Source organism: Ruegeria sp. F12 (assembly GCF_056533885.1).
Genome location: NZ_JBQFOV010000002.1, coordinates 195022 through 219460, shown reverse-complemented (window position 1 = coordinate 219460; position 24439 = coordinate 195022). Strand labels below are relative to the sequence as shown.

Sequence of the window (24439 nt, the reverse complement as noted above, 5' to 3'; positions counted from 1 at the left end):
TCCGTATATGGAACGAGAAGAAGATCAGGCTATTTCTTCCAAACGGGCCAGCGCCTCGTTCAGTTTAGCCTCTTCTTCTTCGCGGGCGGCTAGGTTGGCTTTGGCTTCTTCGACAACCTCTTCCGGGGCCGAGGCCACGAATTTGGGGTTGTTCAGACGCCCGCGCAGACCGCCCAGTTCCTTGGCCAGCTTGCCTTTGGCTTTTTCCAGCCGTTCCTTTTCGGCACCGATGTCAATGATATCCGCCAGCGGCAGGCCGAAGGACGCGCCGGGGGCGGCGATGGAAATCGTGCCTTTGGGCAGCGCATCGGCCTTGGTCAGGCTGTCGATCCGGGCCAGACGCTTGATCAGCGCCTCGTTGCGGTCCCATGCGGCTTGGCCGTGGGCGTCGATTTCTGTCACCAGCATCGGCACGTAGAGCCCCGCTGGAACCCGCATCTGGGCACGGGCCGAGCGGGTGTTTTCGATGACCGAGATCACCCAGTTCATCTCACGATCCGCATCGGCATCGACCAGTTCGGTGCCATATGTCGGCCAGTCGGCGTGGACGACCATTTTCGCGCGGTCGCCGGTCAGGCCCCAGAGTTCCTCGGTGATGAAGGGCATGATCGGGTGCAGCAGGACCATGCACTGATCCAGAACCCAGCGCATGGTGGCGCGGGTTTCGGCCTGCGCCTCGGCGTCATCGCCTTGCAGCAGGGGTTTCGACAATTCCACATACCAGTCGCAGACCTTGCCCCAGACAAAGGCATAAAGCCCGTTCGCGGCGTCGTTGAAGCGGTAGCTTTCCAGTGCCGCGTCAACCTCGGCCCGCACGCGGGCGGTTTCGCCGATGATCCAGCGGTTCACGGCGGCTTTGGGTTTCAGGTCGGCCACGTCCAGTTGCGGGACGGTGTCGGTGAAGACCTCGTTCATCTCGGCAAAGCGGACGGCGTTCCACAGCTTGGTGCCGAAGTTGCGATAGCCGGTGATGCGGTCGCGGGACAGTTTCAGGACGCCGCCGATGGCCGCCATCGAGGCGTTGGTGAAGCGCAGCGCGTCGGCACCGAATTCGTCCACGATCTCTAGCGGGTCGATGACGTTGCCGGTGGTCTTGGACATCTTCTTGCCCTTCTCGTCGCGGACGAGCGAGTGCAGGTAGACGGTGTGAAACGGGATTTCGTTCACCACGGCTAGTTGCATCATCATCATACGGGCGACCCAGAAAAACAGGATATCCGCGCCGGTGATCAGAACGTCGGTGGGGAAGTAGCGCTCCAATTCCTCGGTTTGCTCGGGCCAGCCGAGCGTGCCGATCGGCCAGAGGCCGGAGGAGAACCACGTGTCGAGCACGTCGGGGTCGCGCCACACCGGATAGACCAGCTTGGTCGGGTCTTGTTCGACCGCGTATTGGGCAAGACTTTCGGCGAACTGATGGATCGCTTCATGCTTGTCTACGACTTCGATGACCGTCGCGTGGCTCAAAGGGCTAGGAATGTTAGCGTTGTCGTCGAGGAATTTTTCAGTGACGGCCTCAAGGCTTGCGGCACATTCCATGACATTGCCACGATGCAGCATGCCGCCTTCGTTCAGCAAACGGCCCAATTCGACCAGATCAAGGTTGCCGTCGTTTTCGTCATCCTTGAAGTTCTCGGCCGACAGATCGAGCCCATACCAAACCGGAATCTGATGGCCCCACCACAGCTGACGCGAGATGCACCAGGGCTCGATGTTTTCGAGCCAGTGGTAATAGGTCTTTTCGCCCGACTCCGGGATGATCTTGACCGTGCCGTCCTTGACCGCATCCAGCGCAGGGCCGACTACCTTTTCGGCGTCGACGAACCACTGGTCAGTGAACATCGGCTCGATAACGACTTTCGAGCGGTCGCCGAAGGGCTGCATGATCGGTTTGCTCTCGACTAGCGGGACCAGCGCCGCCGGGTCGTCATCCTCGCCCAGCTTGGTGCCCAGACGCGGATCATCGGCGCGGGTCATCACGGCCAGACCGTCGGCGGTGATTTCTTCGACGACTTTCGCACGCGCTTCGAACCGATCGAGGCCGCGCAGGTGATCGGGGATCAGGTTGATCGCGTCGATCTCGTTCTCGGTGAATTCGCGACCACGCGCGTATTCCTGTGCCTTGTCGGCCTCATCGGCATAAGGCGCGCCATCGGCCCGCATCGCGCCTTTGGTGTCCATCAGGCGGTACATCGGAATGCCGCCGCGCTTGGCGACCATGTTGTCGTTGAAGTCATGCGCGCCGGTGATCTTTACCGCGCCCGAGCCGAAATCGGGATCGGGATACTCATCGGTGATGATCGGAATCTGGCGGCGATGTTCTTTCGGGCCAACCGGGATTTCGCATAGTTTCCCGATGATTGGGGCGTAACGCTCATCCGACGGATGAACCGCAACCGCGCCGTCTCCCAGCATGGTTTCGGGGCGGGTCGTGGCGATCGAGATATAGTCGCGCTCTTCCTCAAGCACGACGTTCCCGTCCTCGTCCTTTTCGACATAGGTATAGGTCTCGCCCCCGGCCAGCGGGTATTTGAAGTGCCACATATGGCCGGGCGTTTCGATATTCTCGACTTCCAAATCCGAGATCGCCGTCTCGAAATGCGGGTCCCAGTTGACCAGACGCTTGCCGCGATAGATCAGGCCCTTTTCGTACATATCGACGAAAACCTTGATGACCGCGTCGTGAAAATTCGCAGAATTTTCGTGGCCGGTACGCGGATCACGCGGTGCGCCCGCCATGGTAAAGGCGTTGCGCGACCAGTCACAGCTGGAGCCCAGCCTTTTAAGCTGTTCGATGATGGTGCCGCCGTATTCGCCTTTCCATTCCCAGACCTTGTCCAGAAACGCCTCGCGCCCCAGCTCACGTCGTCCGGGTTGCTGGGTATTGGCCAGCATCTTTTCCACCTGCATCTGGGTGGCGATACCGGCGTGGTCCTGTCCGGGCTGCCACAGCGTGTCGAAGCCGCGCATCCGGTGCCAGCGGGTCAGGATATCCTGCAGCGTGTTGTTAAACGCGTGCCCCACATGAAGCGCGCCCGTCACGTTGGGCGGCGGGATCATGATGGTAAAGCTTTCGTCGCGCGAACGGTTCGCGCCTGCCTTGAAGGCTCCGGCCTGTTCCCAGGCCTCGTAGATGCGGGCCTCGGCCTCGGCCGCGTTGAATGTCTTTTCCATCGCCATGGGGTGCGTCCTGCGTCATCAATCTTGGGTCAGCGATTGCAATAGCGAATGCGCGCAAGAAGGGGAAGGGTGCGTGTGCTATCCGGCCTGGGCAAATCGGGCACGGAAGTAGTCCTGCACCCTCTGATAAGCCGGTTCGTGGAAATCCAACGTCAGCAGAGAGTGATCCTTGCCCTCATATTCCTGCGTTTCAAGGTCGTCACCAAAGGCGTCTTGTAGCGCGCACATCAGCCGTTTCGGGGCCAGCTTGTCACCTGCATAACGCATCGCCAGCCCCGGACCTTTAGTCGCCATACCAGCACGGGCTTGTGCGACATCATCGGGGCTCATGTGCAGTTCATCGCCGCCGAAGATCGGCAGGGCGGGCTGGCTGGCGACGCCGCCCAGAACCGCGTCCTCAGCCATCAGGGTCAGAGCGAAACTGCCGGTCAGGCACATGCCGATGACACCCACGCCTGCTGCGTTGTCACGGGACTTTATCTCGGCCGCCAACGACCGCATCCAGCCTGCGATGGGGCTTTGGCGGCCTTTGAGGAACATGTTGAACTCGCGCCGGACGCAGAACAGTCGGGCCATGTTGCGGCCCATCGTGACTTTGCCATAGGTGCCGAACATATGCGGCAGGTAGACACGAAACCCCGCCCCGTTCAGGCGTTTGGCCAGATCCAGCGTTTCCGGCCCAATCCCGGGCAATTCCTGCAGGATCAGGATGGGTGGGCCTTCGCCCCCGGCATAAACGTCATGGGTTGCGGTCTTGCCGCTCGTCATCGCGGCAGAGAAAGGGAAAACGGTAACATGTGTCCAGGTCATGGGGTCTGAGGCTATCGGAATCCCGCAGAACTTAAAGTCCAAACCCCTGTCTTTTTCTGGACATCGCCCATAGGCGGGCTAGGGTCGCCTTCGGAACCGCGCAGGAGGGTCGCCCCATGGAAAAATTCGGCAGAAGCCAGCCCGTCAAACGGACCGAGGATCAGAGGTTTCTGACCGGGCAGGGGCACTACATGGATGACGTTGTACCAGAAGGTGCCCTGCACGCCGTGTTTGTCCGCTCGCAGGTGGCGCATGGGGTGATCACGGCGCTTGATCTGGGCGCGGCGCGCGCAGCTGATGGGGTTCGGTTGGTGATGACGCTGGAGGATTTGAAAGAGGCCGAGATCGACACCGTGATCAATGCGGCGACGGTCAAGAACCGGGACGGATCGCCCGCAGCAGCGCCTGCGCGTCACATGCTGTCGACCGACCGGGTGCGCTTTGTTGGCGAACCGATCGCGGTGGTTATTGCTGACACTCAAGCCCAGGCCCGTGACGCCGCCGAACTGGTCTTGGTCGAGATTGACGAACGCCCCGCCAAGCTGGACGTGGATGCGGGCGGAGAGACCTTGCACCCCGAAGCGCCGGATAATCGCGCATTTGACTGGGGTCTGGGCAACGAGGCCGCGACCGAGGCCGCGTTTCAGGCTGCGGCGCATACTGTATCGCTCAACGTGGTGGACAATCGGGTCATCATTGCCTCGATCGAGCCGCGCGGCTGTCAGGCCAACTGGGTCGATGGTCGCCTGCATTTTGCTTATGGCGGACAGGGGGTTTGGGCCATGCGCGCTCAACTGGCGCAAAAGCTGCGGGTTGAGCCTGAAGACATCCGCGTGACCACTCCGGATGTAGGTGGCGGCTTTGGTATGAAGGTGATGCCCTACCCGGAATATTTCTGCACTGCCGTTGCAGCGAAGAAGCTGGGCAAACCCGTGCACTGGATGTCCGACCGGTCCGAGGCGATGCTGTCCGACCATCATGGCCGCGACCTGACCTCGCTGGCCGAACTGGCCTTTGATGCCGATCACCGGATCACGGCCTATCGCGTTCACAGCAAGATCAATCTGGGTGCCTATAACAGCCATTTCGGGCAGGCGATTCAGACTAGCCTGTTTAGCAAAGTTTTGATGGGCGTTTACGACGTCCAGACGACCTATCTGCGGGTCGAAGGGTTCTTTACCAACACCACACAGGTCGATGCCTATCGCGGTGCGGGCCGCCCCGAGGCGATTTATGTGCTAGAGCGCGTCATGGACCGCGCCGCGCGCGAACTGGGCGTGGACCCGTGGGAACTGCGCCGCAAGAATTTCATCCGCCCCGAGGCGTTTCCCTACACCTCGGCCACCGGCGAGACCTATGATGTGGGCGACTTCAACATGATCCTGTCCCGCGCGGGCGAACAGACTGCGGGATTTGCCGCCCGCAAGGCCGCCGATGCCGAACGCGGCCTGATCCGCGGGCAGGGCCTATGTTACTATATCGAAAGTATTTTGGGGGACCCTTCCGAGAACGCGAAAGTGGAGTTCTGCGAGGATGGCACCGTGAAACTCTATGTCGGCACCCAATCGAACGGGCAGGGGCATGAGACGGTTTATGCCCATTTCCTGTCAGATCAGACCGGGATTCCGGTGGACCGGATCAATGTGGTGCAGGGCGACAGCGATCAACTTCCTCATGGTGGCGGCACTGGTGGGTCTCGGTCCGTTACGGTGCAAAGCACAGCCACACTGGCGACAATCGACGTCATGATCGCCGCATTCACGCCCTATCTGGCTGATAAGATGAGGGTGGAGGAAAGCGATGTGACATTCGATCACGAAACCTTTCGCGCGCCGGGGTCGAACCTGACGCCCACCCTGACCGAGGCCGCGGATATGGCCCGCGCCGATGGCCGTACTGATCTGCTGCAACATCACGCGCGCGCCAACCTGGATGCGCGCAGCTATCCCAATGGCGCACATGTTGCCGAAATCGTCATTGATTCTTACACCGGAGAAACCTGGGTCGACCGCTATACAGTGGTCGATGATTTTGGTAACCTTATCAACCCGATGCTGGCCGAAGGGCAAGTACATGGCGGTGTGGTCCAGGGGATCGGACAGGCGCTAACCGAGCGTGTTGTGCATGATGCGCAGGGGCAACTGCTCACGGCTTCGTTGATGGACTATGCCTTGCCGCGCGCCGCCGAGATACCCATGATTAAGTTTACCTCGGCGCCGGTTCCGTCAACTTCAAACCCGATGGGGATGAAGGGATGCGGTGAGGCAGGCACCGTGGGCGCGCTGGCCGCAGTGGCAAATGCGGTTCAGGATGCGCTCTGGGATCACGGGGTGCGACAGGCGGATATGCCTTTCACGCCTCAAAGAGTATGGGAGTTGCTGACGCATGAATCTGTCGCGGCTGAGTAGAAAGGTACTGGGATGGCTCGGACGGCCTCTGCGGTCCGAACACTCAGCCGAGTCGCGCCACCGTGAACCGATCAGCCACGTGATTATCCTCGACGGGACTATGTCAACGCTGGAACCGGGGTATGAGACCCACGCAGGCCAAACTCTACGTCTGTGTTGCGAGATGGGCAGCAAGGTCTCGGTTTTTTACGAAGCCGGGGTACAGTGGGACAACTGGAAGTCCTCGCTGGACGTGATGATGGGGCGGGGGATCAATCGCCAGATCAGGCGTGCTTACGGCTATCTGGCATCGCGCTACAAACCCGGCGACAGGATTTACTTCATCGGCTATTCGCGCGGGGCATACGGCGTGCGCAGCCTTGCCGGGGTGATCGATCTGATCGGGTTGCTCAAGGCCGAACACGCGACCGAGCGGAACATCAAGCAGGCCTATCGTCACTATGAGTGCAACGCTAACGGCAAGGCGGCGGCTGAATTCCGGCAAGCCTTCTGCCACGAGGATGTGGCGATTGAGATGGTCGGCGTCTGGGACACGGTAAAAGCGCTGGGCCTACGCCTTCCACTACTGTGGCGCTGGGCCGAAGAACGCCACGCCTTTCACAACCACCAGCTTGGCCCGGCCACCCGCCACGGCTATCACGCCATGGCGCTTGACGAGACCCGCGAAGTGTTCGAGCCGGTCTTGTGGAAATGTACCCCTGATTTCAAGGGCCATGTGGAACAAGTCTGGTTCCGGGGCACGCATGGGGATGTCGGCGGTCAATTGAACGGGTTCGAAGAGGCGCGCCCACTCAGCAACATCTCTCTGATCTGGATGCTGGACAAGGCCGAGATGCACGGCCTGCCACTGCCTGATGGGTGGCGCGACCGCTTCCCGACCGATACAGCTGCGCGGTCAGTGGGCACATGGCGCGGCTGGGGTAAGATTTTCCTGCTGCGCAAGCACCGGAAAGTGGGCAAGGACAGATCCGAGAGGCTGCACGTCTCGGTCTCGCCGGATGATCTGCCGGGCTGGGTACCGATGCCGGATTTGCCATCACATCCGGCGCAGTGAAGGGCTGACGATTTGCTAACGGCTCCAATGATCACCAACACTTCAAAGTCCGGTTCGAGCCCAAAGCAGACATCTTAGGGAAGCAGAATTGGAGTTTTCGTGGCAACGCCAAAAGCAAGCTACATTAATTCGCCAAAACTGCCCAACCGACAGTTGGGCTGCCCGAGGCAATCGAGCCAGCCGCGAAGATGCTGGGGCTTTCAGCCAGAAGTGGACTTAACCTAAGTGGGGGGCTGCGTTGCAGTTGATCTGGCTATACGGGCCACAGAAAACAATGTCATAAAGTCTTGCAGGTCTCGGCGTTTTCGCGCGAACGTCTGGGTCGGTGCGCGGCAAGTTGATCCTGTTGAATTTTTCGCATTTGTAAGCCGATTTGACCGGTCCCGTTCGAAATCTCTGCTGTGTTGGCCCTTGGAACACCGTCAATCGTGGCAGCTGCGTCTGACTGAATGTTGGACAGATTGCCGCAGGTTGTGCAACGCTAAGGCGCATGACACATGCGCTTAGGGAGGTAAAATGTCAGATACAAGTCAAAAAAAGATGCTCGACCCAGACCCTCGCGTCTGGGATTTCGAGACTGAATATGAACTCGGACAGGACAACATCAGACCGCTCGGGTTGGATATCCATAACCCTGTCTTCATCGTTTCTGGTTTGCTGATCCTAGGCTTCGTGATCGTGGCATTGGCCAATCAGGAAGCGGCCGCTGCATTTTTTGGCTGGCTTCGGCCGTGGCTGACCAGCACCTTTGATTGGTTTCTTGTGTTGTCGGTGAATGCGATCACCTTGTTCTGCCTGGCGCTCATTGTCTTGCCGGTCGGAAAGGTCAGAATTGGCGGAAAAGATGCGAAACCCGACTACTCGTATGCGGGTTGGATCGCAATGATGTTTGCCGCAGGAATCGGGATCGGTCTACTGTTCTTCGGTGTATTGGAGCCCGTGTACTACAACTTCTCGGAAGATGGGAATGCGCGCCCCTTAAACATCGACATCACCGAGCCCGGCAATGAGTATATCGGTGTTGTTGGTACGATCCATCACTGGGGTCTCGAAGGTTGGGCTGTGTACGCTGCAGTGGGACTGGCACTGGCGATTTTTGCATACAACTTGAACCTGCCGCTGACGCTTAGGTCGGCGTTCTTTCCGCTACTCGGTGAACGTGTCTGGGGCTTCTGGGGGCATGTCATCGACACGCTGGCCGTGTTTGCGACCCTCTTCGGACTAACCACCTCGTTGGGCCTCGGTGCGCAACAGGTTGCCGCAGGTTTGAATGAAGTGTTTGGCATCACGCCTTCGCCCACATTGACCGTCATCATCATTGTCGCGATCACGCTCATTGCGCTTGGTTCTGTTTTGTTGGGAATGGATGCCGGTGTGAAACGGCTATCTGAGATCAACATGATCATGGCTGTGGGGCTGTTTATTTTTGTGATCGCAATGACCGGGGTGGCGGCCGCAATTGCTCGTTACGTTTCAGTCATGGTAGACTATGTCACGCTGCTACCTGCGCTCTCCAATCCCTTTGGCAGAGAGGATACCAGCTTTTTCCATGGGTGGACTACGTTCTACTGGGCATGGTGGATTGCATGGTCTCCTTTCGTGGGAATGTTCATTGCCCGGATCTCTCGGGGTCGTACGGTGCGTGAGTTTGTTCTTTGTGCCCTTATTGCTCCTACGGCGGTCTGCGCATTGTGGATGTCCACTTTTGGAGGGGCTGCGATTGACATGCTGAACGCAGGTAGCGCTGAAGGCGTCAAAGCAACCGTCATCGACAGTTATGCGCCAGAGGGCGCCCTGTTTGGCTTCCTCAAGGAGTTGCCTCTGTACAATATCGTCGCCCCGATCTCGCTGATTTTGATTGTGATCTTCTTTGTCACGTCATCTGATTCAGGGTCGTTGGTTATCGATACTATCACCGCAGGTGGTAAACTGGATGCGCCCGTTGTTCAGCGTGTATGGTGGTGCACTTTGGAAGGTTTGGTTGCAATTGCGCTTCTTCTAGGCGGTGGATTGAACGCCCTCCAAGGGGCTGCCGTTTCAATGGGGATTCCGTTTACACTGGTGATCCTCATTATGTGTTACTGTCTGTGGCTGGCTCTGCGATCCGAGTACAAAAAGCTGTAACAAGCGGACTGAAACAATGATGGCTTCCTAAAAATGAGGGAGCCATCACTTCGATTTACCGAGGTTTTTTGATTCGGCTAGTGCCGAACAACAAAAACCGAGCAACTGGCATGTGTCACTACGTGGCTGGCGGTCGTTCCCAGCAGGTAATCCTGAATCTTTGGGTTGGCCGCCTCCATCACGATCATATCCACGTTGCGTTCATCGGCGAGCTTTACGATTTGCCGATGCACAGCACCGGTTCGAACAACAGTTTCTAATTCGACGCCTTCCGCCGGGTGATCTTTCACAAACTTCTCCAATTGCTCGCTCCAATAGCCAACAGAGTCGCGAATATTCAAGTTTCGCTCCATTTCTGGCGCAACTGTCACCACGAGAAGCCGCGCTTCTCTGCGCCTGGCCATTGCGATTGCTTCTTCGTAGGCGCTGTAGTCCAACCTGACGTGACGAAGGTTTAGCGGGCATAGGATTAATTTCGTATCACGTGGCATCTACAACATCCCGTTTCACGCATTTGGCCAATAAGTATTGAATGACTTTGCAAAGCGAACAGTCAAGAGCGACCGCGTTCCATAAATAGCAGGCGCTTTGTCCGCTAAGCAGTTTCTGATGTACTGCGCAACGAATGGCCGTGTCGCGTCTTAAGCGGACGTTCGCATGAACGCACTAGCCGAGTGTTGCTGCGACAGGAACTGCCGGGCTTTTGCCGTAACGATGACAGCTTAGGTATATTTCAGCCCCCGGGAGTATACCAAATTGGCGAAGTGTAAGCACGTTCCTGAGTTGACGTGGGCACCTCGGCAGGCAGTTCGTCTCCGAACCGAACAGCATCGTAAATTGTCCATCTCGGTGTGGGAATTTCCAAGACACGGGCATAGTAGAAAGCGCTCATAGAAGGATCGAAATCCGGGTCTTTCCAAACGGTGATCAGTTCCGGGGAACCTATTGAATTCGTAAACGTACCCGTTGCAACATCCACGGTGTTCCCCACCGCTGGCAGGTTGCCGTCCGCATCGCGTTCTCGGTCTCCCGACCAAGCCACGTCATAGACCCGCTCTTCAGATTCGCCGCTGGAATTTAGCCAACCTTTCACAATCTGAACACGGTCGAGATTGCCGGAGAACGGATCTTTCAGCGCAGCAACCAGGAAGGTTGGGGCGTCCGCGCCTTGTGTCGCGTCCGCGAGGTCCCCACCCATCGGAACGCCTTTTTCATATCCTATTTCTGCGGGCAATCGAGATCTTGCGTCAGCTTCCGTAAAATCCCAACCACCAAAGAAACGAACCGCGATGCGACTACCGGTTGTCCCGTATACTTCTTTCCGTTCCATGGCGTCGAAGATGGCTTCGCGTGTGTTGTCCTGAGCCCAAACCGCTGCATAGCCTGAGGCTGCCATTTCCCACCCGAGAATCCTCAAGGCATCGAACTCGCCAACGACATGCTGCCAACGGCCATGTTCCGGCTCGACGCCAGAGTGTTTGCCAAAGAAATTGTCTTCTTCCGCCGTTGCCAAAGCAGTATGGCTGTCGGTCGAGCCCACTACTCCGAACTTGTATGGATTGGTGCCGAGCTGAGCTTCTAGCTTGAGACCGTTCTTCAAGGCCTCGCGGGCGTATTCGTACTGAAGCATCCAGTCTTCTTTGAGTGTCGGACCCAGATTGGATTTGTCCCAGGTTTCATAGTCAGCGAACTCATCGTTCGGGCTGAGAAACGGGTGAGTTTCTCCATCACCTTTGATCTGGGTAATCTCATACATCGGCTCCCACTTGGCACGCCGCTCTGCGTAGTCTTCTGTCAAAGGCTCACCCGTTTCAGGGTTTGTCTCGACCGGAAACATCAAACCGTTGGAGACGTTGCCGTTGTGAGCAAGGGCCAGTACACGACCACCAGTCTCTAGTTCATAAGTTTCCATCCAGTCCCAAAGCCGTTCCGGATTAAATGTTTCCGCAGTTGTGAAGGGCAACATTTGCCGAGCGCGAATGGCATCATCCCGGTAGATCACATTGCGGTGGAGGTTGTTGCCAGCTTCGGTAGATGTCCACTCGTATCCGATGAACGCAGTGAATGTGCCAGGGTCATTGTGATGATCCGCAGTTTGCGTGAACTCGTCCCATACGGATTGCACAAACCTTCGATCTGCAACAGCCTCGGGAAGTGCCTCGCCGGTGATGCCAGCAAAGGTTTCAATAACTTCCATAGTGGCGCCAAGTGCAACGTCTCCGCCCGCATTAAGCCGTTCGCTCCAGTCTCTGAGCGTTGCATCGCGCATCAGTGTGGAGTTTCCCGCGATGATTTCATTCATTGCACCCATGGCGTCAGAATGATCGGATACAACAAGCCAGTCGAGCGGGCGCGATAACTTCACACGGAGGCCATGTGATGTGGTGACTTCCTCACCACGTGCAAACCTATAGGCATCGTCGGGGCTAAGAATAACGCCAAATCCGCGGGCATCGAGTGAATTTGATGTGTGCAGGTGAGTGTCACCCCACAGCGGGCGTGTAGGAAAGTCTCGACCTGCATAGGGTGAGAAATCGGCGGGTGCGGGTTCACGCATATCATCAACCGATATGGTCATCTCTCCGACTAGCCCACCTTGTGCGGCCTCTTGAGCATGTGAAGAGCTTGTTATGAATGCTGCGGAAACTATTGCTGTCGATGTCGTTAGAAAAAACTTCATATGAACCTCCCAGCCGAGCTGAATGCCAGCTTATGGCAACATCTGAGTCGGTTGTTCGTCAAGGAAAGCAACGGTTTTTCTTTGTTGAGCAAAAGAGAGCCTGAGGGAGATTCGACCAAAACCGGACCGCAGCTTCGCCCGCAATTCTGACGCTCTACCACTGTGAGAAAATACCGCAACGAGTGGCCGTTCTTGACGACTGGCAGCTTCGTTCGACAGTCTTGAGTCCGTGAGCTTAATTGGAGATGTTGTTATGAAGTGGTTGTCCCGCACATTCCTACTGTCCTTATCTCTTCTATTTGCCGAGGCCGCTTCGGCTCAAGAAAAACCTAACATCGTATTCATATTTCTAGATAATTTTGGGTGGGGCGAACCCGGGTTCAATGGAGGTGGCATAATCCGTGGTACTGCGACTCCCGAGATGGACGCCCTCGCTGCGGAAGGACTACGACTCACGAACTTCAACGTAGAAAGCCAGTGCACGCCGTCCCGCGCAGCGACCATGACAGGACGGTATGGCATCCGAAGTGGCAACCATACGGTCCCACTGGGAGGTGGCGTTTACGGTCTGACCCAATGGGAAATCACGATGGCCGAGATGCTGAAGGATGTAGGATACAGCACGGCCATGTACGGGAAATGGCACCTTGGATGGACCGAAGGGCGCTATCCAACGAATCAAGGATTCGATGAGTTTTACGGCGTTGAGACCACTGACGTTACAGTCTGGCGCACGCTTCCGGGTTTTGCCGATGCCAACATGGAAGAGCCGGTTGTGATGCAAGGTGTTGCTGGCGAGCCAGCAACCATCGCTCAAGATTACGATCTGGACTATCGCGGCGAAATAGATGGCGACCTGACGAAAAAGGCCATCGAGTTTATCGAAGCAAAGAGTACCGAAGACGCGCCGTTTTTCATCTATCTTGCTTATACTCAGACCCACTATCCAAACATCGTGTCCGAGGAGTTCGAAGGCGCCACTGGAAACGGCGTCTGGGCCGACATTCTGTTTCAAACAGATAGCTATATCGGGCGCATTGTTGATGCGATTGAGGCAGCAGGCGTTTCCGACGACACCGTGGTGATATTTACTGCTGACAACGGCCCCGAAGCTCTTCCGGTTGGGAACGCCAACGTCTCGCCAGTTCCTGCGGTACATGGTACGGCCGGACCTTGGCGCGGTACTCTATTCACCAGCCTCGAAGGAAGTATGCGTGTACCCTTTGCAATCAAGTGGCCGGGAAAGATCCCTGCCGGTTCTGAAAGCAACGATGTTGTCCACTCAATGGATCTCTATCCGACACTTGCGGCTTTCGCAGGGGGCAAGGTACCTGATGACAGAGCCTTTGACGGTGTCGACCAGTCAAAGTTCTTTCTTGGTGACCAACCAAACTCAAACCGAGAAGGCGTGATCGTCTACATGGGTGAGCAGATATTCGGCGTAAAATGGAAGGATTGGAAAGTTCTTTTCAAAGAGAATACGACTGCTTTTGGTGCAACGGAGTCTTTCGACACACCAAGGGTCTACAACCTTTTGAATGATCCACACGAGCGTGAAAGCGTACTCTTCCCGCACACTTGGGCAGCCGAAAAGGCGCTGCCGCAGTTGCAAGAGCACCTCGCTACATTCGAGAAGTTTCCTCCGATCCCCCCGGGAACGCCGGATCCCTATGAACCACCCAATGACTGAGTGACGGCTTTGTCCGCCCAGCCGACGCTCGGACCCAAATCACCCTCGCAGCTTTCAGCGAGGGTGTTTTCCTTGTGAGGGCTCGTTGCGCCTTGCGTAGTTCTTGAATTTACAACACTTCCAGTAGGAGGCTTCACGAAACGCCTCCACTCTTTTCAAGCTCTACAATGTGTATTTAGGTTCCGGTGTTCCCAATCACCGCCTACGATCGCGGCGCGAGCTCATGGGTTGGAAGGCCACGCCCACATGCGCCTCGCAATAAGGCTTACCGGCCTCAACCGGCAGGCCGCAGAACCAGAAATCCTCGGTTGCGGGGTCGCCGACGGGCCATTTGCAGGTTTTCTCAGTCAGTTCCATCAGCGTCAGCTTCTTGGCCTTTTTCTCGACCTCGTTGACCTTGGCCAGAGCCTCGGGGCTGATTTCGTTGGCCGAAGGCTGCGGCGGCAGCGGTTGACCGGCCGGGATGATCTGGCGGCGGGCGGGCACGGCGGGCTTCGCCTCGGCCGTCGGAGCGGGTGCGGGGCGCGCGGGTTCGGTCTTGGGCGCAGGTTTCGGTTTGGCCTCGGCCTTGGGCGCAGCGGGGGCCGGTTTTTCCTTCGGTTCGGCCTTGGCCGGGGTCGCGCCGGTTGCGCGGTTCGACAGGCCCAGACGGTGAACCTTGCCGATCACCGCATTGCGGGTCACGCCGCCCAGTTCTTTGGCGATCTGGCTGGCCGACTGGCCCTCGCCCCACATCTTTTTCAGCAGTTCTACACGCTCGTCAGTCCAGGACATCATTTGCCTTTCAAAAGCGGAAAGCGGCCCCGGATTCGGGCCGCCTTGGGAAATCATCTCAGCGCCCTATTCTAATCACTGCCGCCCGAGTTACAAGCGGTTCTCGAATCAGCTATGGGGTGGGTCATGCAGAATCTGATCGAACAGGACGCGCGCCGCTTTGGGGCGGTGAATTGGATGGGCCTTTTCACCCTGGCGCAACGCGAAACGCTTCGGTTCATGGGGGTGTGGACACAGACCCTTTTAGCCCCTTTGGTAACGGCGGGCCTGTTTCTGCTGATCTTCAACATCGCCATCGGCCCCAGCCGTTCGGACGTTATGGGTGTGCCGTTCCTAACCTTTCTAGCGCCCGGGATCATGATGATGACCGTGATCCAGAACGCTTTTGCCAATACGTCTTCGTCGATGGTGATCGCCAAGGTGCAGGGCAACATTGTCGATACGCTGATGCCGCCCTTGTCGCCGCTGGAGATCCTGTTGGGTTATCTGGCAGGCGGGATTGCGCGGGGCGTTCTGATCGCGCTGGTGGTCGCCATAGCTTTGGCCCTGGTGTTGGGTATCGTGCCGCAAAACCCACTTATCGCGTTGATTTTTGTGGTGCTGGGCGGGGCTTTCATGGGTGCACTTGGCCTGTTCGCCGGGATTTTCGCCAATAAATTCGACCAGATGGCGGCGATTACCAATTTTATCGTCACGCCACTGGCATTCCTGTCGGGCACATTTTACTCGGTAGAGGCTCTACCACCCGTATTGAACCGCCTGAGCCACGTGAACCCGGTTTTCTATCTGATCGACGGGCTGCGATATGGGATGATCGGGGTGTCCGATAGCTCTGCGTGGCTGGGGATGGTTATCTGCGCAGGCGCAACCCTTTTGGTTGGCGCGGCGACCTGGCAGATGTTGCGAACAGGTTATCGGCTCAAGGCCTGACGCTGCCGTCCTTCGCGCCAGACGAGGATCAGACCTCCGGTCAGGATGATCGTGGCGCCCAGCGTGCTAATCCAATCAGGCACAACGCGAAAAATGGCGAAATCATAGAACGCGGCAAAGATGAGCGTGACATAGCTGATCGGTGCCACAAATGACGCATCTGCCCGCGCCATGCCGTTGACGAAACAGGCCTGTGCACAGGCCATCAGCACTCCGATTCCGGCCAGCGCCGCCCATTGCTGCGAGGTGGGCATCTGGAACACGAAGCTGACCGCGACCGAGGCGATGGTCAGACCCATTGCATTGTTGATCAGCAGAATCTGGATGGGAATCTCTCGGCCCGAGAGCTTCTTGATGAAAATCAGCTCCATCCCGATCACCACGGCAGCTGTCAGCGCCAGCAACGCAGCGGGTTGAAAACTGTCGGGGGTGGGGCGCAGCAAGATCAAAGCTCCGGCCAAAGCGACCGCTGCTGCAAGCCAGCGCCACGGGCCGATGGTTTCCCGTAGCAATGGAATTGCTAGCACCATGGCGAAAACCGGGTTCAGGAAGGATATCGCAGTGGCATCGGCGAGCGGGATAAACGCGACCGAAGCGAACATCAGTGTGATCCCCAACCAGCCAAAGCTGGTGCGCCCGATATGCAGCCCCCAATGCGGGCGGCTCAGGCGCGGGCGCAGAATGCCAACTGCGCTGACAATGACCATAAACGCGAACATAAACCGCCCGTGGCTGATCTGCATCGGGTGCAGGGCTGGGCCCAACTCATCTGTTCCCAACGCCTTGGCCAGCAGAGTTGTCCCGGCAAGAAGCGCGCTGGCTGCAATGATCAGTAAGGCCGCGAACGGCGGGTTATGGCGGGCGGGTGTCATGGGCCAGCGGTGCGCCAAGGAGCTTCAAATAGCAAGGGACAAGTTCACCTTTGGACGGAAATTCGACCACGCGTCCATTTCGGGGTTCCCAGTTGGTGCAGACCTCGCTATACGCGCTTGCATGATCAAGACTGCACATATCCTGCGCCTCCGACGTCGACGCATCACTGCGTAACCGGCCTGTTTGATCTATTGCGCGCTGTAATTCCGCGCAAACTCCACCAAATCTGTTGACGAATAGGGCCTTCGTGTTTCACTCACGAGGCTCAACTGATCCAAAAAGGATGATCCCATGATCCCGTCCGTTCTGCCGACCTATAATCGCGCGCCTTTGACCTTCGTGAAAGGTGAGGGCGCCTGGCTGACCGAGGCGGATGGCCGACGTTTCCTTGATCTTGGCGCCGGGATCGCCGTGAACGCGCTGGGCCATGCGCATCCGGCGCTGGTGAACGCGTTGTCCGAACAGGCGCATGCGCTGTGGCACGTGTCGAACCTCTACCACATTCCCCAGCAGCAGGCCTTGGCCGACAAGCTGGTGGAACATACCTTTGCCGATACGGTGTTTTTCACCAACTCGGGCACGGAATCTTGCGAACTGGCCGTGAAGATGGCCCGCAAGCATTTCTATGACAAAGGCGAGCCAGAACGGGTCGAGATCATCACCTTCGACGGCTCGTTCCACGGTCGGTCTTCGGCTGGGATCGCAGCGGCAGGGTCCGAGAAGATGACCAAGGGCTTTGGCCCGCTGCTGCCTGGCTTCGTGCACCTGACATTTGGCGATCTGGACGGTGTGACCAACGCCGTCACCGAGAAAACCGCCGCGATTCTGATCGAACCGGTGCAGGGCGAGGGCGGTATCCGCCCTGTCCCCGATGCGGAAATGAAAGCGCTGCGCCAGATCTGCGACGACAATGGCCTGCTGCTGATCCTTGACGAAGTGCAATGCGGCGTGGGCCGAACCGGCAAGCTCTTCGCCCACGAATGGGCTGGGATCACGCCGGATATCATGATGGTTGCCAAAGGCATAGGCGGAGGGTTCCCCCTGGGCGCCGTCCTGGCCACCGAAGACGCCGCCAACGGCATGACCGCAGGCACTCATGGATCGACCTATGGCGGCAACCCGCTGGGCTGCGCCGTGGGCTGCGCAGTGATTGACCAAGTGGCAACCCCTGCCTTCCTCGAAGGTGTGAACCGCAAGGCGGGCCTTCTGCGTCAGAAACTCGAAGGGCTGATTGCCGACCACCCGGATGTTTTCGAAGAGGTGCGCGGCACTGGTCTGATGCTGGGTCTGAAATGTAAGCCCACCAATATCGACGTGGTGAATGCGGGCTATGACAATGAGGTCATCACCGTCCCTGCTGCCGACAATGTGATCCGCCTGTTGCCACCGCTGACCCTGACCGAGGACGATATCGCGCAAGCCATGATCCGCCTGGAAAAAGCAGCGCAGCAGGTCCAGGCCAATCTGACCACTGCCTGATCCTTCTTATGTTCAAAAATACCTCGGGGGCCGCCATTCGGGCGCCATTGGTTCAAGATCCAATGACGACGGGCAGCGCCCCCGGCAACCAAAAGCCAAAAGCGAAACGAAATGAACCATTTTCTCGACATTCACAAAACCGAAGCAAGCGACCTGCGGGCTATGATCGACCAAGCCGGCGCAATGAAACAGGCGCGCCTTGGCCGCCCCAAAGCCGCCGTTGATGATGAACAACCCCTCAAGGATCGGATGGTTGCTCTGATCTTCGAAAAACCCTCGACCCGGACGCGCGTGTCTTTCGATGTCGGCGTGCGCCAAATGGGCGGTCAAACGATGGTGCTGTCCGGCAAAGACATGCAACTGGGTCACGGAGAAACCATCGCCGACACCGCGCGCGTGCTGTCGCGCTATGTCGACATGATAATGATCCGCACCTTTGACGAGACGATCCTTACGGAAATGGCCGAATTCTCGGACGTGCCGGTCATCAACGGCCTGACCGACCGCACCCATCCCTGTCAGATCATGGCCGATGTCCTGACATTTGAAGAACATCGCGGGCCGATCGCAGGCAAAAAGGTGGTCTGGACCGGCGACGGCAACAATGTCTGCGCATCCTTTCTTCATGCGGCCGGTCAATTTGGCTTCGACTTCACATTCACAGGCCCTCCACAGCTTGACCCCGAAGAAGAGTTCATGGGATTCGCCCGCCAAAAAGGGTCGCAGATCGTGATCGAGCGTGATCCGTTCAAAGCCGTCCAAGGCGCCGATCTGGTGGTAGCCGACACGTGGGTCTCGATGCATGACAGCCAGTCTGCCAAGGAACGCCGCCACAACCTTCTGCGCCCCTATCAGGTCAATACCGAACTGATGTCACATGCTAAGCCGGACGCGCTGTTCATGCATTGCCTGCCGGCCCACCGCGAAGAAGAGGCGACATCCGAGGTCATGGACGGCCCGAACTCGGTGATCTTTGACGAGGCCGAAAACCGTCTGCACGCGCAAAAGGCTGTGATGCGCTGGTGTCTGGGCGTCTAACGCCTGCGCAGGTCCCATACACGCAATCTGGCGAGCGTCCAAACGCTCGTCACCAGAACCAAACCACATAGGGCGGCTTTGGTCACAACCTCCATCGTGCCTTCAATCAGGAGCGCATGAGCGACGGTCCCGGCAATTGTCACAGAGGCTAAAACGGTGTGCAAAAGCCGCCAGATGCGAAACCGCAGGGCCAGCCGCTGCCTCAAAACGCCCAACCCACAAGCCACGAATGCAGTCCACATGGCGATGACGCCCCACACTGAGAATGGAGTGGGTGATGTGAAGGTCAAAGCATCTATAACATCCGGCGGGCTGGTGATCCACAACCCGGCGACGTGGATGATGATGGCACCGATCAAAATCAGGCCAACCCAGCGGTGCAGGCGGCGGCTGAGAAGTGGCGTTACTCCCGGTAGAGCTTTTGAGGCCAATAGCGGCTGCAACAACAATAAGCTCAGCGACAGCGCCCCCGCGAAACCTGCAACGATGTAGATAGGACTTCGCCAGGCCAGATAGGGGCTGAAGCCAGCAGCAATGACTGGCACCAAAAGCGCAACAAACAAGGCCACCCAGACCAATGCGGTGCGACGAGCCACTTAGATAGGTTGCAACACGAAATGCGCCGCAAGGGTTTTGTCCCGTGCACTGGACATCACAGGGCGTAGGAAAACCGTCTCGAATTCGCCGCTATCATAGGCCAGATGCCCATGCGGTTGCCCAAAAGCAGGCACGATCTGTGGCATCTCCAGCCGGAACGCACCTTCCGCGTCGGTTAAGGTTGCGCCGTGGCTTTGGGGGTCGCGCTCATGACCTTCGGTTGTGTGCGCCCAGATTTGAATGCGTTGACCGGGCAGAGGGGCACCGTCACCTGCGCGGCGCACGGTACCCGTCATCCAGAACCCGCCGCCACCAATCCGTTTGACCACAGGAGCGCCGGGGCGATAGTTGTTCGATCCTCCGCGCATCGACGGCGTCGGCGCCAACCCTTTGGCGCGAGCAGGAACCAAAAGGCCCGAGGCCAACACAGCCCCGCCTCCTGCGATCAGAGAACGACGATTGAGGGGCGAACCGGTCATGCAATCCTCCTGCGGTTTGACGCTAGATATAAAATAGCACGATCTCAGCTTATTCCGAGGAGGATATGCGAATTGTGAAGTGGCTCGAGGATGCGGGGGCCACTTCTGGGCGTTCGGAGCAGGGTTTCTTTGCCGCGACTAAACGAATGGTATGTGATAACATAATTGCAATGAAATGATGTAGCTCGCAATGCGCACTATTTATGTGCAAAAATTGCAGTATGAATGATGTTTTTTGGGGTATATGTTGCATCCACGAACAGAGCCTACGTTTGCAACTGAGGACACCGGAATGAGTTGGAACCCCACCCACAGCCCCGAATGCCAGTCTGAGAGCGCCGCGCTTGAAACACTGATCATTCCTCGGGCTCGCGATCTCGGCGGGTTTGAGGTGCGACGGGCGCTGCCTTCGGTAAAACGTCAGCTTGTCGGACCATTTATTTTCTTCGACCAGATGGGCCCGGCGGAATTTATCACCGATGGTGGCATTGACGTGCGCCCGCACCCGCATATTGGGCTGGGTACCGTGACTTACCTGTATCAGGGTGAATTCGAACATCGCGACAGTCTGGGCACCCATCAGATGATCTATCCAGGCGAGGTGAACTGGATGGTAGCGGGGCGCGGTGTGACCCATTCGGAACGCACAAGCGCCGAAACACGCGGCAAAAAGCACAGTCTGTTCGGCATCCAGACCTGGATCGCACTGCCGGACCAGCACGAGGATATGTCCCCCGATTTCGAACATCACAAGCAAGGTGCGTTGCCGCATATTCAGGACACAGGGGTCAGTGCGAGGCTCATCCTTGGATCGGCCTATGGCGCGTCCAGCCCCGTAAACATGCTGTCCGAAACTTTTTATCTGGATGTTCAACTTGACCCCGGCGCGGCCATTCCCTTGCCCGACGATCACGAGGATAGGGGCGTCTACGTGACGCAGGGCTCGATCGAGGTTGCAGGCGACGTTTTCGAAGCCGGCCGCATGATGGTGTTCCGGCCAGGCGATCGCCTTTCGGTCAGGGCAGGACCAGCAGGGGCGCGGCTGATGCTGTTAGGGGGCGCAACATTGGGGCAAGATCGGTATATCTGGTGGAATTTTGTCTCATCCTCGAAGGAAAAGATCGAGACCGCCACGCGGGAATGGCAGGCCGCCGATTGGGCGAAGGGTGCTTTTCAACTGCCCCCCGGAGATGACGCCGAATATATCGAGATTTCTGAACAGCTTGCACGCACGAAGCCCAGATTGGCGCGGTGACGGCACGTCACGTGACCTTGCCCCAGTGGCCTATCCCGGCAATTCTTGTCTGAAGGGGAGGGCGCCATGAAAATCGCCATAGCGGGTGCAGGCAGTATCGGGTGTTATTGCGGCGGGTTGCTTGCTAGTGCCGGTCACGAGGTCACTCTGTTGGGGCGTGCCCGCGTTTTGGACCCGATCCGGCAACATGGCCTGACCCTGACGGATTTTGCCGGGCAGAACCGGCACATTGACACTTTGACCCTAGCCGAGGATCCGGTGTGCATGGCAGATGCCGAGGTGGTCATCGTCACCGTCAAATCCGGAGCGACGGCAGATATGGCTGCGCTGATTGGGCAATATGCGCCGCAGTCGGTAGTGCTGTCCTGGCAAAACGGGATCGAGAATGCGCGTGTACTGCGCGCTGCCTTGCCCGATCAGGATGTCCGCGCCGGAATGGTGCCGTTCAACGTTGTTCCAATGGAGGGCGGGCGGTTTCACCGGGCCACCTCGGGCGAGATTGTCATCCAATCCGGCGCAGGAGGTTTGGGGCAGGCGCTGGGATCTGCGGAATTGCCTGTTGTCGAAAGCGACAGGATCGAGGCCGTTCAGTGGGGCAAGCTGGTCATCAACCTCAACAATGCGCTGAACGCCTTGTCCGGGATGACGTTGAAACAGCAGTTGATGGACCGGAACTGGCGTCAGCTCATGGCCGACCAAATGGCCGAGGCTCTGGCTGTTCTCAGGGCTGCGGATCATCCCGTTGCATCGACCACACCGTTGCCTGCTTGGGCTATCCCGCATGTTCTTCGCCTGCCGACGCCGTTGTTTTCAAAAATTGCGGCGCGGATGCTGACGATAGATCCTAATGCGCGCACCTCTATGGCATATGACCTGATGGCCGGGCGCGTTACCGAGATCGACAGCCTGCAAGGCGAGATTATCCGCCTCGGAGTGCAGCATGGCGTGGCGACGCCGTATTGCGCGGGTGTGCAGGCTTTGATCGAAGAGGCGCAGGATCAGCCTTTATCCGTTGATCAGGTCAGGCGCGCTGTGGATTAGTGGAAGGCCGTCAGAAGGCCGAAGATCATCGCCGACATGACGGCCGAGGCGGGTACTGTCACCATCCACGCCCCAAGGATCGTCATGAAATGCGACCGGCGGACAAGCTTGCGGCGTTGGCGTTCCTCGCGGGCACGTCGTTGTTCAGGCGGGCGCTGTTGGTTGGACTTTTTCCAGCGGCGATCTGTCTCCCATTCGCGGAAGAAACCCACCCCGAATACTGCGCCGATAGCGATATGGGTGGTGCTCACGGGTAAGCCCAGCCAACTGGCCAGAATGACGGTCAGAGCTGTGGCGAGGGCGATGCAAAAGGCACGCATCGGGTTCAGTTTCGTGATCTGGGTACCCACCATGCGGATCAGGCGCGGGCCGAACAGGAATAAACCGAAAGAGATTCCAAACGCGCCGATCAGCATGATCCATTGCGGCACGGCTACAGTGGCCGCAAGGTCGTGGAATTCGGACACGTGGACGATCCCGACCAAAGGGCCAATCGCGTTCGCCACGTCATTTGCCCCATGCGCGAAGCTGAGGAAAATGGCAGCGATGATCAGAGGAAGGCCAAACAGAGATTTCATCGCCCGGCGGCGGTTCTCTATGTTGCGGGTCCGCCTGTGCACCCATGGGATCGTAAGTCGCCAGAAAACAAGCCCCAAACCTCCACCGGCGCTCAATGCGATGACAGGATCAACTTGGACGACCCGCTCTAACCCTTTTACCGCCATATAGGTCGCAAAAGCACCTGCCATCAGCCCCACCAAAATAGGAACCCAGCGGCGCGCGGCGGTGATTTTGTCGTCCTGGCGCAGAATGCGCGCGCGGATAAAAGCCAGGAACATGGCGGCGACCGCGCCGCCAATCACGGGCGAGACCATCCAACTGAGTGCTATGGTGCCGACGGTGCTCCAGTTCACGGCGCTCAGACCTGCGGCTGCGACGCCTGCGCCGACCACGCCCCCAACGACCGAATGCGTGGTCGAAACCGGGGCCCTCACCCAAGTGGCGATATTGACCCACAACGCCGCAGACATCAGGGCCGCCAACATGGCCCAGATAAAGTGCGCTTCTGTTGTGACCGAAGCCGGATGTACGATATCGCGCGAAATAGTCGTCACGACATCACCCCCGGCCAGCAGCGCACCTGCGCTTTCGGCGATGGCGGCGATTGTGATGGCGACACCCATCGGCAACGCGTTGGCGCCCACGGCGGGGCCCATGTTGTTGGCGACATCGTTGGCACCCACATTGATCGCCATATAGGCGCCGAATACGGCGGCTGCGACCACAACCAGACGCCCGTTGGCCTGCCCAAACAACACTGCAGCGGTCAATCCCGCCAACACCACAAAGGCCAACGCAACGCCGGAGGCCAGCAGCGGGCGCGCAACGAACGCATTCGCGTGTTCTATACGCGAAATGCGGTGCAGGTCGCTGTCCAGCGCCTTCCATCGGCTGTTGGTGTGGATTTCAGTCATTGGGTTTTGCAAGTGGTTGCGGGCTAGCGCAGGCCGATACAAGGTTCGGGCCTGCTATTCAACCTTCTGCCCTTTCAGGGCTTGCGAATGTGTTAATACCGACGAAGAAGCGCACGCAATTCGGGCTCATTCACCCGCTCTGCCGCCTCGGACGGGCGAACCCAGTGCCGCTCGCGCTGGCCGAGCTCCGGGAACTCGTCCGCCAACTCCTCTACCTCAATTCGGTACACGCTGGTCAGAACCGGAAGCAAAGATCCGTCGTTTAGCTTTTTGTCATATGTATAGCGCCCCACCGGGTCCCGGTGGATATGTGCGGCCTGAACGCCGGCCTCTTCCCATGCCTCTTGCGCAGCCGTTTCCGCACCGTCTTTGCCATCCATGGGCCAGCCCTTTGGGATGATCCAGCGACCGGTGTCGCGGCTGGTGATCAGTAGCACCTCGATCCCACTATCGGTCTGGCGCGTGCACAACGCTGCGACCTGCACCCTGCGGGGACGCAGGAACAAGGGGCGAAGGATCTCCTCCCAGGTATTTCGCAACCAATGTGACATGTAT

At 58.1% G+C, this 24439-nt stretch carries 19 protein-coding genes; 9 read left to right on the top strand and 10 right to left on the bottom strand.

Translation table 11 applies throughout. From position 1 onward, the window contains the following. Nucleotides 1-24 precede the first annotated feature (24 nt). A complete protein-coding gene (locus tag ACR0CA_RS03750; RefSeq protein WP_480897476.1) occupies nucleotides 25-3177 on the bottom strand; it encodes a valine--tRNA ligase in 3153 nt (1050 codons plus the stop codon). Between the two features lie 78 nt (nucleotides 3178-3255). Beyond that, a complete protein-coding gene (locus ACR0CA_RS03745; RefSeq protein WP_480897475.1) occupies nucleotides 3256-3945 on the bottom strand; it encodes a dienelactone hydrolase family protein in 690 nt (229 codons plus the stop codon). A 158-nt stretch (nucleotides 3946-4103) separates the two neighbouring features. Between ACR0CA_RS03745 and ACR0CA_RS03740 the strand changes: the two genes are divergently transcribed. The 3 genes from ACR0CA_RS03740 (at nucleotide 4104) to ACR0CA_RS03730 (ending at nucleotide 9573) form a co-directional block, all read left to right on the top strand. Next, nucleotides 4104-6395 carry a xanthine dehydrogenase family protein molybdopterin-binding subunit gene (locus ACR0CA_RS03740; RefSeq protein ID WP_480897474.1) on the top strand — a complete coding sequence of 764 codons (2292 nt, stop codon included), beginning with the start codon at nucleotides 4104-4106 and terminating at the stop codon, nucleotides 6393-6395. After that, entirely contained in the window at nucleotides 6373-7449 is a 1077-nt protein-coding gene (locus tag ACR0CA_RS03735; RefSeq protein WP_480897473.1) for a DUF2235 domain-containing protein, read from the top strand. Before ACR0CA_RS03740 ends, ACR0CA_RS03735 begins: the two co-directional genes overlap by 23 nt. A 516-nt stretch (nucleotides 7450-7965) precedes the next feature. Further along, entirely contained in the window at nucleotides 7966-9573 is a 1608-nt protein-coding gene (locus ACR0CA_RS03730) for a BCCT family transporter (RefSeq protein ID WP_170770029.1), read from the top strand. Nucleotides 9574-9650: 77 nt separating this feature from the next. Here ACR0CA_RS03730 and ACR0CA_RS03725 read toward each other — a convergent pair whose 3' ends face one another. Both ACR0CA_RS03725 and ACR0CA_RS03720 read right to left on the bottom strand, forming a co-directional pair. Then, nucleotides 9651-10064, bottom strand: coding sequence for a universal stress protein (locus tag ACR0CA_RS03725; protein ID WP_170770030.1), 414 nt, complete (start codon nucleotides 10062-10064; stop codon nucleotides 9651-9653). Between the two features lie 242 nt (nucleotides 10065-10306). Beyond that, the gene (locus ACR0CA_RS03720; protein WP_480897472.1) at nucleotides 10307-12253 is read right to left on the bottom strand and encodes a DUF3604 domain-containing protein; all 1947 of its coding nucleotides are present in this window, start codon (nucleotides 12251-12253) and stop codon (nucleotides 10307-10309) included. Between the two features lie 253 nt (nucleotides 12254-12506). On the opposite strand from ACR0CA_RS03720, the gene ACR0CA_RS03715 reads away from it, so the two are divergent. Continuing rightward, the gene (locus ACR0CA_RS03715; protein WP_480897471.1) at nucleotides 12507-13943 is read left to right on the top strand and encodes an arylsulfatase; all 1437 of its coding nucleotides are present in this window, start codon (nucleotides 12507-12509) and stop codon (nucleotides 13941-13943) included. A 195-nt stretch (nucleotides 13944-14138) separates the two neighbouring features. On the opposite strand, the gene ACR0CA_RS03710 is transcribed toward ACR0CA_RS03715, so the two are convergent. Further along, nucleotides 14139-14717: a GcrA family cell cycle regulator gene (locus ACR0CA_RS03710; RefSeq protein ID WP_170770617.1), complete on the bottom strand. Its 579-nt coding sequence runs from the start codon at nucleotides 14715-14717 to the stop codon at nucleotides 14139-14141. A gap of 126 nt (nucleotides 14718-14843) precedes the next feature. Here ACR0CA_RS03710 and ACR0CA_RS03705 point away from each other — a divergent pair, with 126 nt between their 5' ends. Beyond that, nucleotides 14844-15647, top strand: coding sequence for an ABC transporter permease (locus ACR0CA_RS03705; protein WP_170790423.1), 804 nt, complete (start codon nucleotides 14844-14846; stop codon nucleotides 15645-15647). Here ACR0CA_RS03705 and ACR0CA_RS03700 read toward each other — a convergent pair. Next, complete coding sequence (locus tag ACR0CA_RS03700; protein WP_480897470.1) at nucleotides 15629-16519, bottom strand: DMT family transporter; 891 nt, start codon at nucleotides 16517-16519, stop codon at nucleotides 15629-15631. The genes ACR0CA_RS03705 and ACR0CA_RS03700 overlap by 19 nt on opposite strands. A 292-nt stretch (nucleotides 16520-16811) precedes the next feature. Between ACR0CA_RS03700 and ACR0CA_RS03695 the strand changes: the two genes are divergently transcribed. Next, complete coding sequence (locus tag ACR0CA_RS03695; RefSeq protein WP_480897469.1) at nucleotides 16812-17999, top strand: acetylornithine transaminase; 1188 nt, start codon at nucleotides 16812-16814, stop codon at nucleotides 17997-17999. 111 nt (nucleotides 18000-18110) lie between these two features. Beyond that, nucleotides 18111-19037, top strand: coding sequence for an ornithine carbamoyltransferase (gene argF / locus ACR0CA_RS03690; RefSeq protein ID WP_170782824.1), 927 nt, complete (start codon nucleotides 18111-18113; stop codon nucleotides 19035-19037). On the opposite strand, the gene ACR0CA_RS03685 is transcribed toward argF, so the two are convergent. Then, nucleotides 19034-19633 carry a ferric reductase-like transmembrane domain-containing protein gene (locus tag ACR0CA_RS03685; RefSeq protein WP_480897468.1) on the bottom strand — a complete coding sequence of 200 codons (600 nt, stop codon included), beginning with the start codon at nucleotides 19631-19633 and terminating at the stop codon, nucleotides 19034-19036. The genes argF and ACR0CA_RS03685 overlap by 4 nt on opposite strands. Next, nucleotides 19634-20113, bottom strand: a complete 480-nt coding sequence (locus ACR0CA_RS03680) for a twin-arginine translocation pathway signal (protein WP_480897467.1) — start codon at nucleotides 20111-20113, stop codon at nucleotides 19634-19636. A 292-nt stretch (nucleotides 20114-20405) separates the two neighbouring features. On the opposite strand from ACR0CA_RS03680, the gene ACR0CA_RS03675 reads away from it, so the two are divergent. Together ACR0CA_RS03675 and ACR0CA_RS03670 are read left to right on the top strand one after the other, a co-directional pair. Continuing rightward, nucleotides 20406-21368 carry a pirin family protein gene (locus ACR0CA_RS03675; protein ID WP_480897466.1) on the top strand — a complete coding sequence of 321 codons (963 nt, stop codon included), beginning with the start codon at nucleotides 20406-20408 and terminating at the stop codon, nucleotides 21366-21368. Between the two features lie 66 nt (nucleotides 21369-21434). Continuing rightward, complete coding sequence (locus tag ACR0CA_RS03670; RefSeq protein ID WP_480874701.1) at nucleotides 21435-22409, top strand: 2-dehydropantoate 2-reductase; 975 nt, start codon at nucleotides 21435-21437, stop codon at nucleotides 22407-22409. Here the strand turns inward: ACR0CA_RS03670 and ACR0CA_RS03665 are convergent. Further along, on the bottom strand, nucleotides 22406-23884 hold the full coding sequence (locus ACR0CA_RS03665) for an inorganic phosphate transporter (protein ID WP_480897465.1): 1479 nt from the start codon (nucleotides 23882-23884) through the stop codon (nucleotides 22406-22408). The genes ACR0CA_RS03670 and ACR0CA_RS03665 overlap by 4 nt on opposite strands. Before the next feature lie 92 nt (nucleotides 23885-23976). Beyond that, entirely contained in the window at nucleotides 23977-24435 is a 459-nt protein-coding gene (locus ACR0CA_RS03660; protein ID WP_170770042.1) for an NUDIX hydrolase, read from the bottom strand. Between the last annotated feature and the right edge of the window lie 4 nt (nucleotides 24436-24439).

Excerpts from the sequence above, each read along its gene's own strand:
- ACR0CA_RS03750 (WP_480897476.1), bottom strand. The coding sequence starts at position 3,177 with ATGGCGATGGAAAAGACATTCAACGCGGCCGAGGCCGAGGCCCGCATC.
- ACR0CA_RS03745 (WP_480897475.1), bottom strand. The coding sequence starts at position 3,945 with ATGACGAGCGGCAAGACCGCAACCCATGACGTTTATGCCGGGGGCGAA.
- ACR0CA_RS03740 (WP_480897474.1), top strand. The coding sequence starts at position 4,104 with ATGGAAAAATTCGGCAGAAGCCAGCCCGTCAAACGGACCGAGGATCAG.
- ACR0CA_RS03735 (WP_480897473.1), top strand. The coding sequence starts at position 6,373 with ATGAATCTGTCGCGGCTGAGTAGAAAGGTACTGGGATGGCTCGGACGG.
- ACR0CA_RS03730 (WP_170770029.1), top strand. The coding sequence starts at position 7,966 with ATGTCAGATACAAGTCAAAAAAAGATGCTCGACCCAGACCCTCGCGTC.
- ACR0CA_RS03725 (WP_170770030.1), bottom strand. The coding sequence starts at position 10,064 with ATGCCACGTGATACGAAATTAATCCTATGCCCGCTAAACCTTCGTCAC.
- ACR0CA_RS03720 (WP_480897472.1), bottom strand. The coding sequence starts at position 12,253 with ATGAAGTTTTTTCTAACGACATCGACAGCAATAGTTTCCGCAGCATTC.
- ACR0CA_RS03715 (WP_480897471.1), top strand. The coding sequence starts at position 12,507 with ATGAAGTGGTTGTCCCGCACATTCCTACTGTCCTTATCTCTTCTATTT.
- ACR0CA_RS03710 (WP_170770617.1), bottom strand. The coding sequence starts at position 14,717 with ATGTCCTGGACTGACGAGCGTGTAGAACTGCTGAAAAAGATGTGGGGC.
- ACR0CA_RS03705 (WP_170790423.1), top strand. The coding sequence starts at position 14,844 with ATGCAGAATCTGATCGAACAGGACGCGCGCCGCTTTGGGGCGGTGAAT.
- ACR0CA_RS03700 (WP_480897470.1), bottom strand. The coding sequence starts at position 16,519 with ATGACACCCGCCCGCCATAACCCGCCGTTCGCGGCCTTACTGATCATT.
- ACR0CA_RS03695 (WP_480897469.1), top strand. The coding sequence starts at position 16,812 with ATGATCCCGTCCGTTCTGCCGACCTATAATCGCGCGCCTTTGACCTTC.
- argF (WP_170782824.1), top strand. The coding sequence starts at position 18,111 with ATGAACCATTTTCTCGACATTCACAAAACCGAAGCAAGCGACCTGCGG.
- ACR0CA_RS03680 (WP_480897467.1), bottom strand. The coding sequence starts at position 20,113 with ATGACCGGTTCGCCCCTCAATCGTCGTTCTCTGATCGCAGGAGGCGGG.
- ACR0CA_RS03675 (WP_480897466.1), top strand. The coding sequence starts at position 20,406 with ATGAGTTGGAACCCCACCCACAGCCCCGAATGCCAGTCTGAGAGCGCC.
- ACR0CA_RS03670 (WP_480874701.1), top strand. The coding sequence starts at position 21,435 with ATGAAAATCGCCATAGCGGGTGCAGGCAGTATCGGGTGTTATTGCGGC.
- ACR0CA_RS03665 (WP_480897465.1), bottom strand. The coding sequence starts at position 23,884 with ATGACTGAAATCCACACCAACAGCCGATGGAAGGCGCTGGACAGCGAC.
- ACR0CA_RS03660 (WP_170770042.1), bottom strand. The coding sequence starts at position 24,435 with ATGTCACATTGGTTGCGAAATACCTGGGAGGAGATCCTTCGCCCCTTG.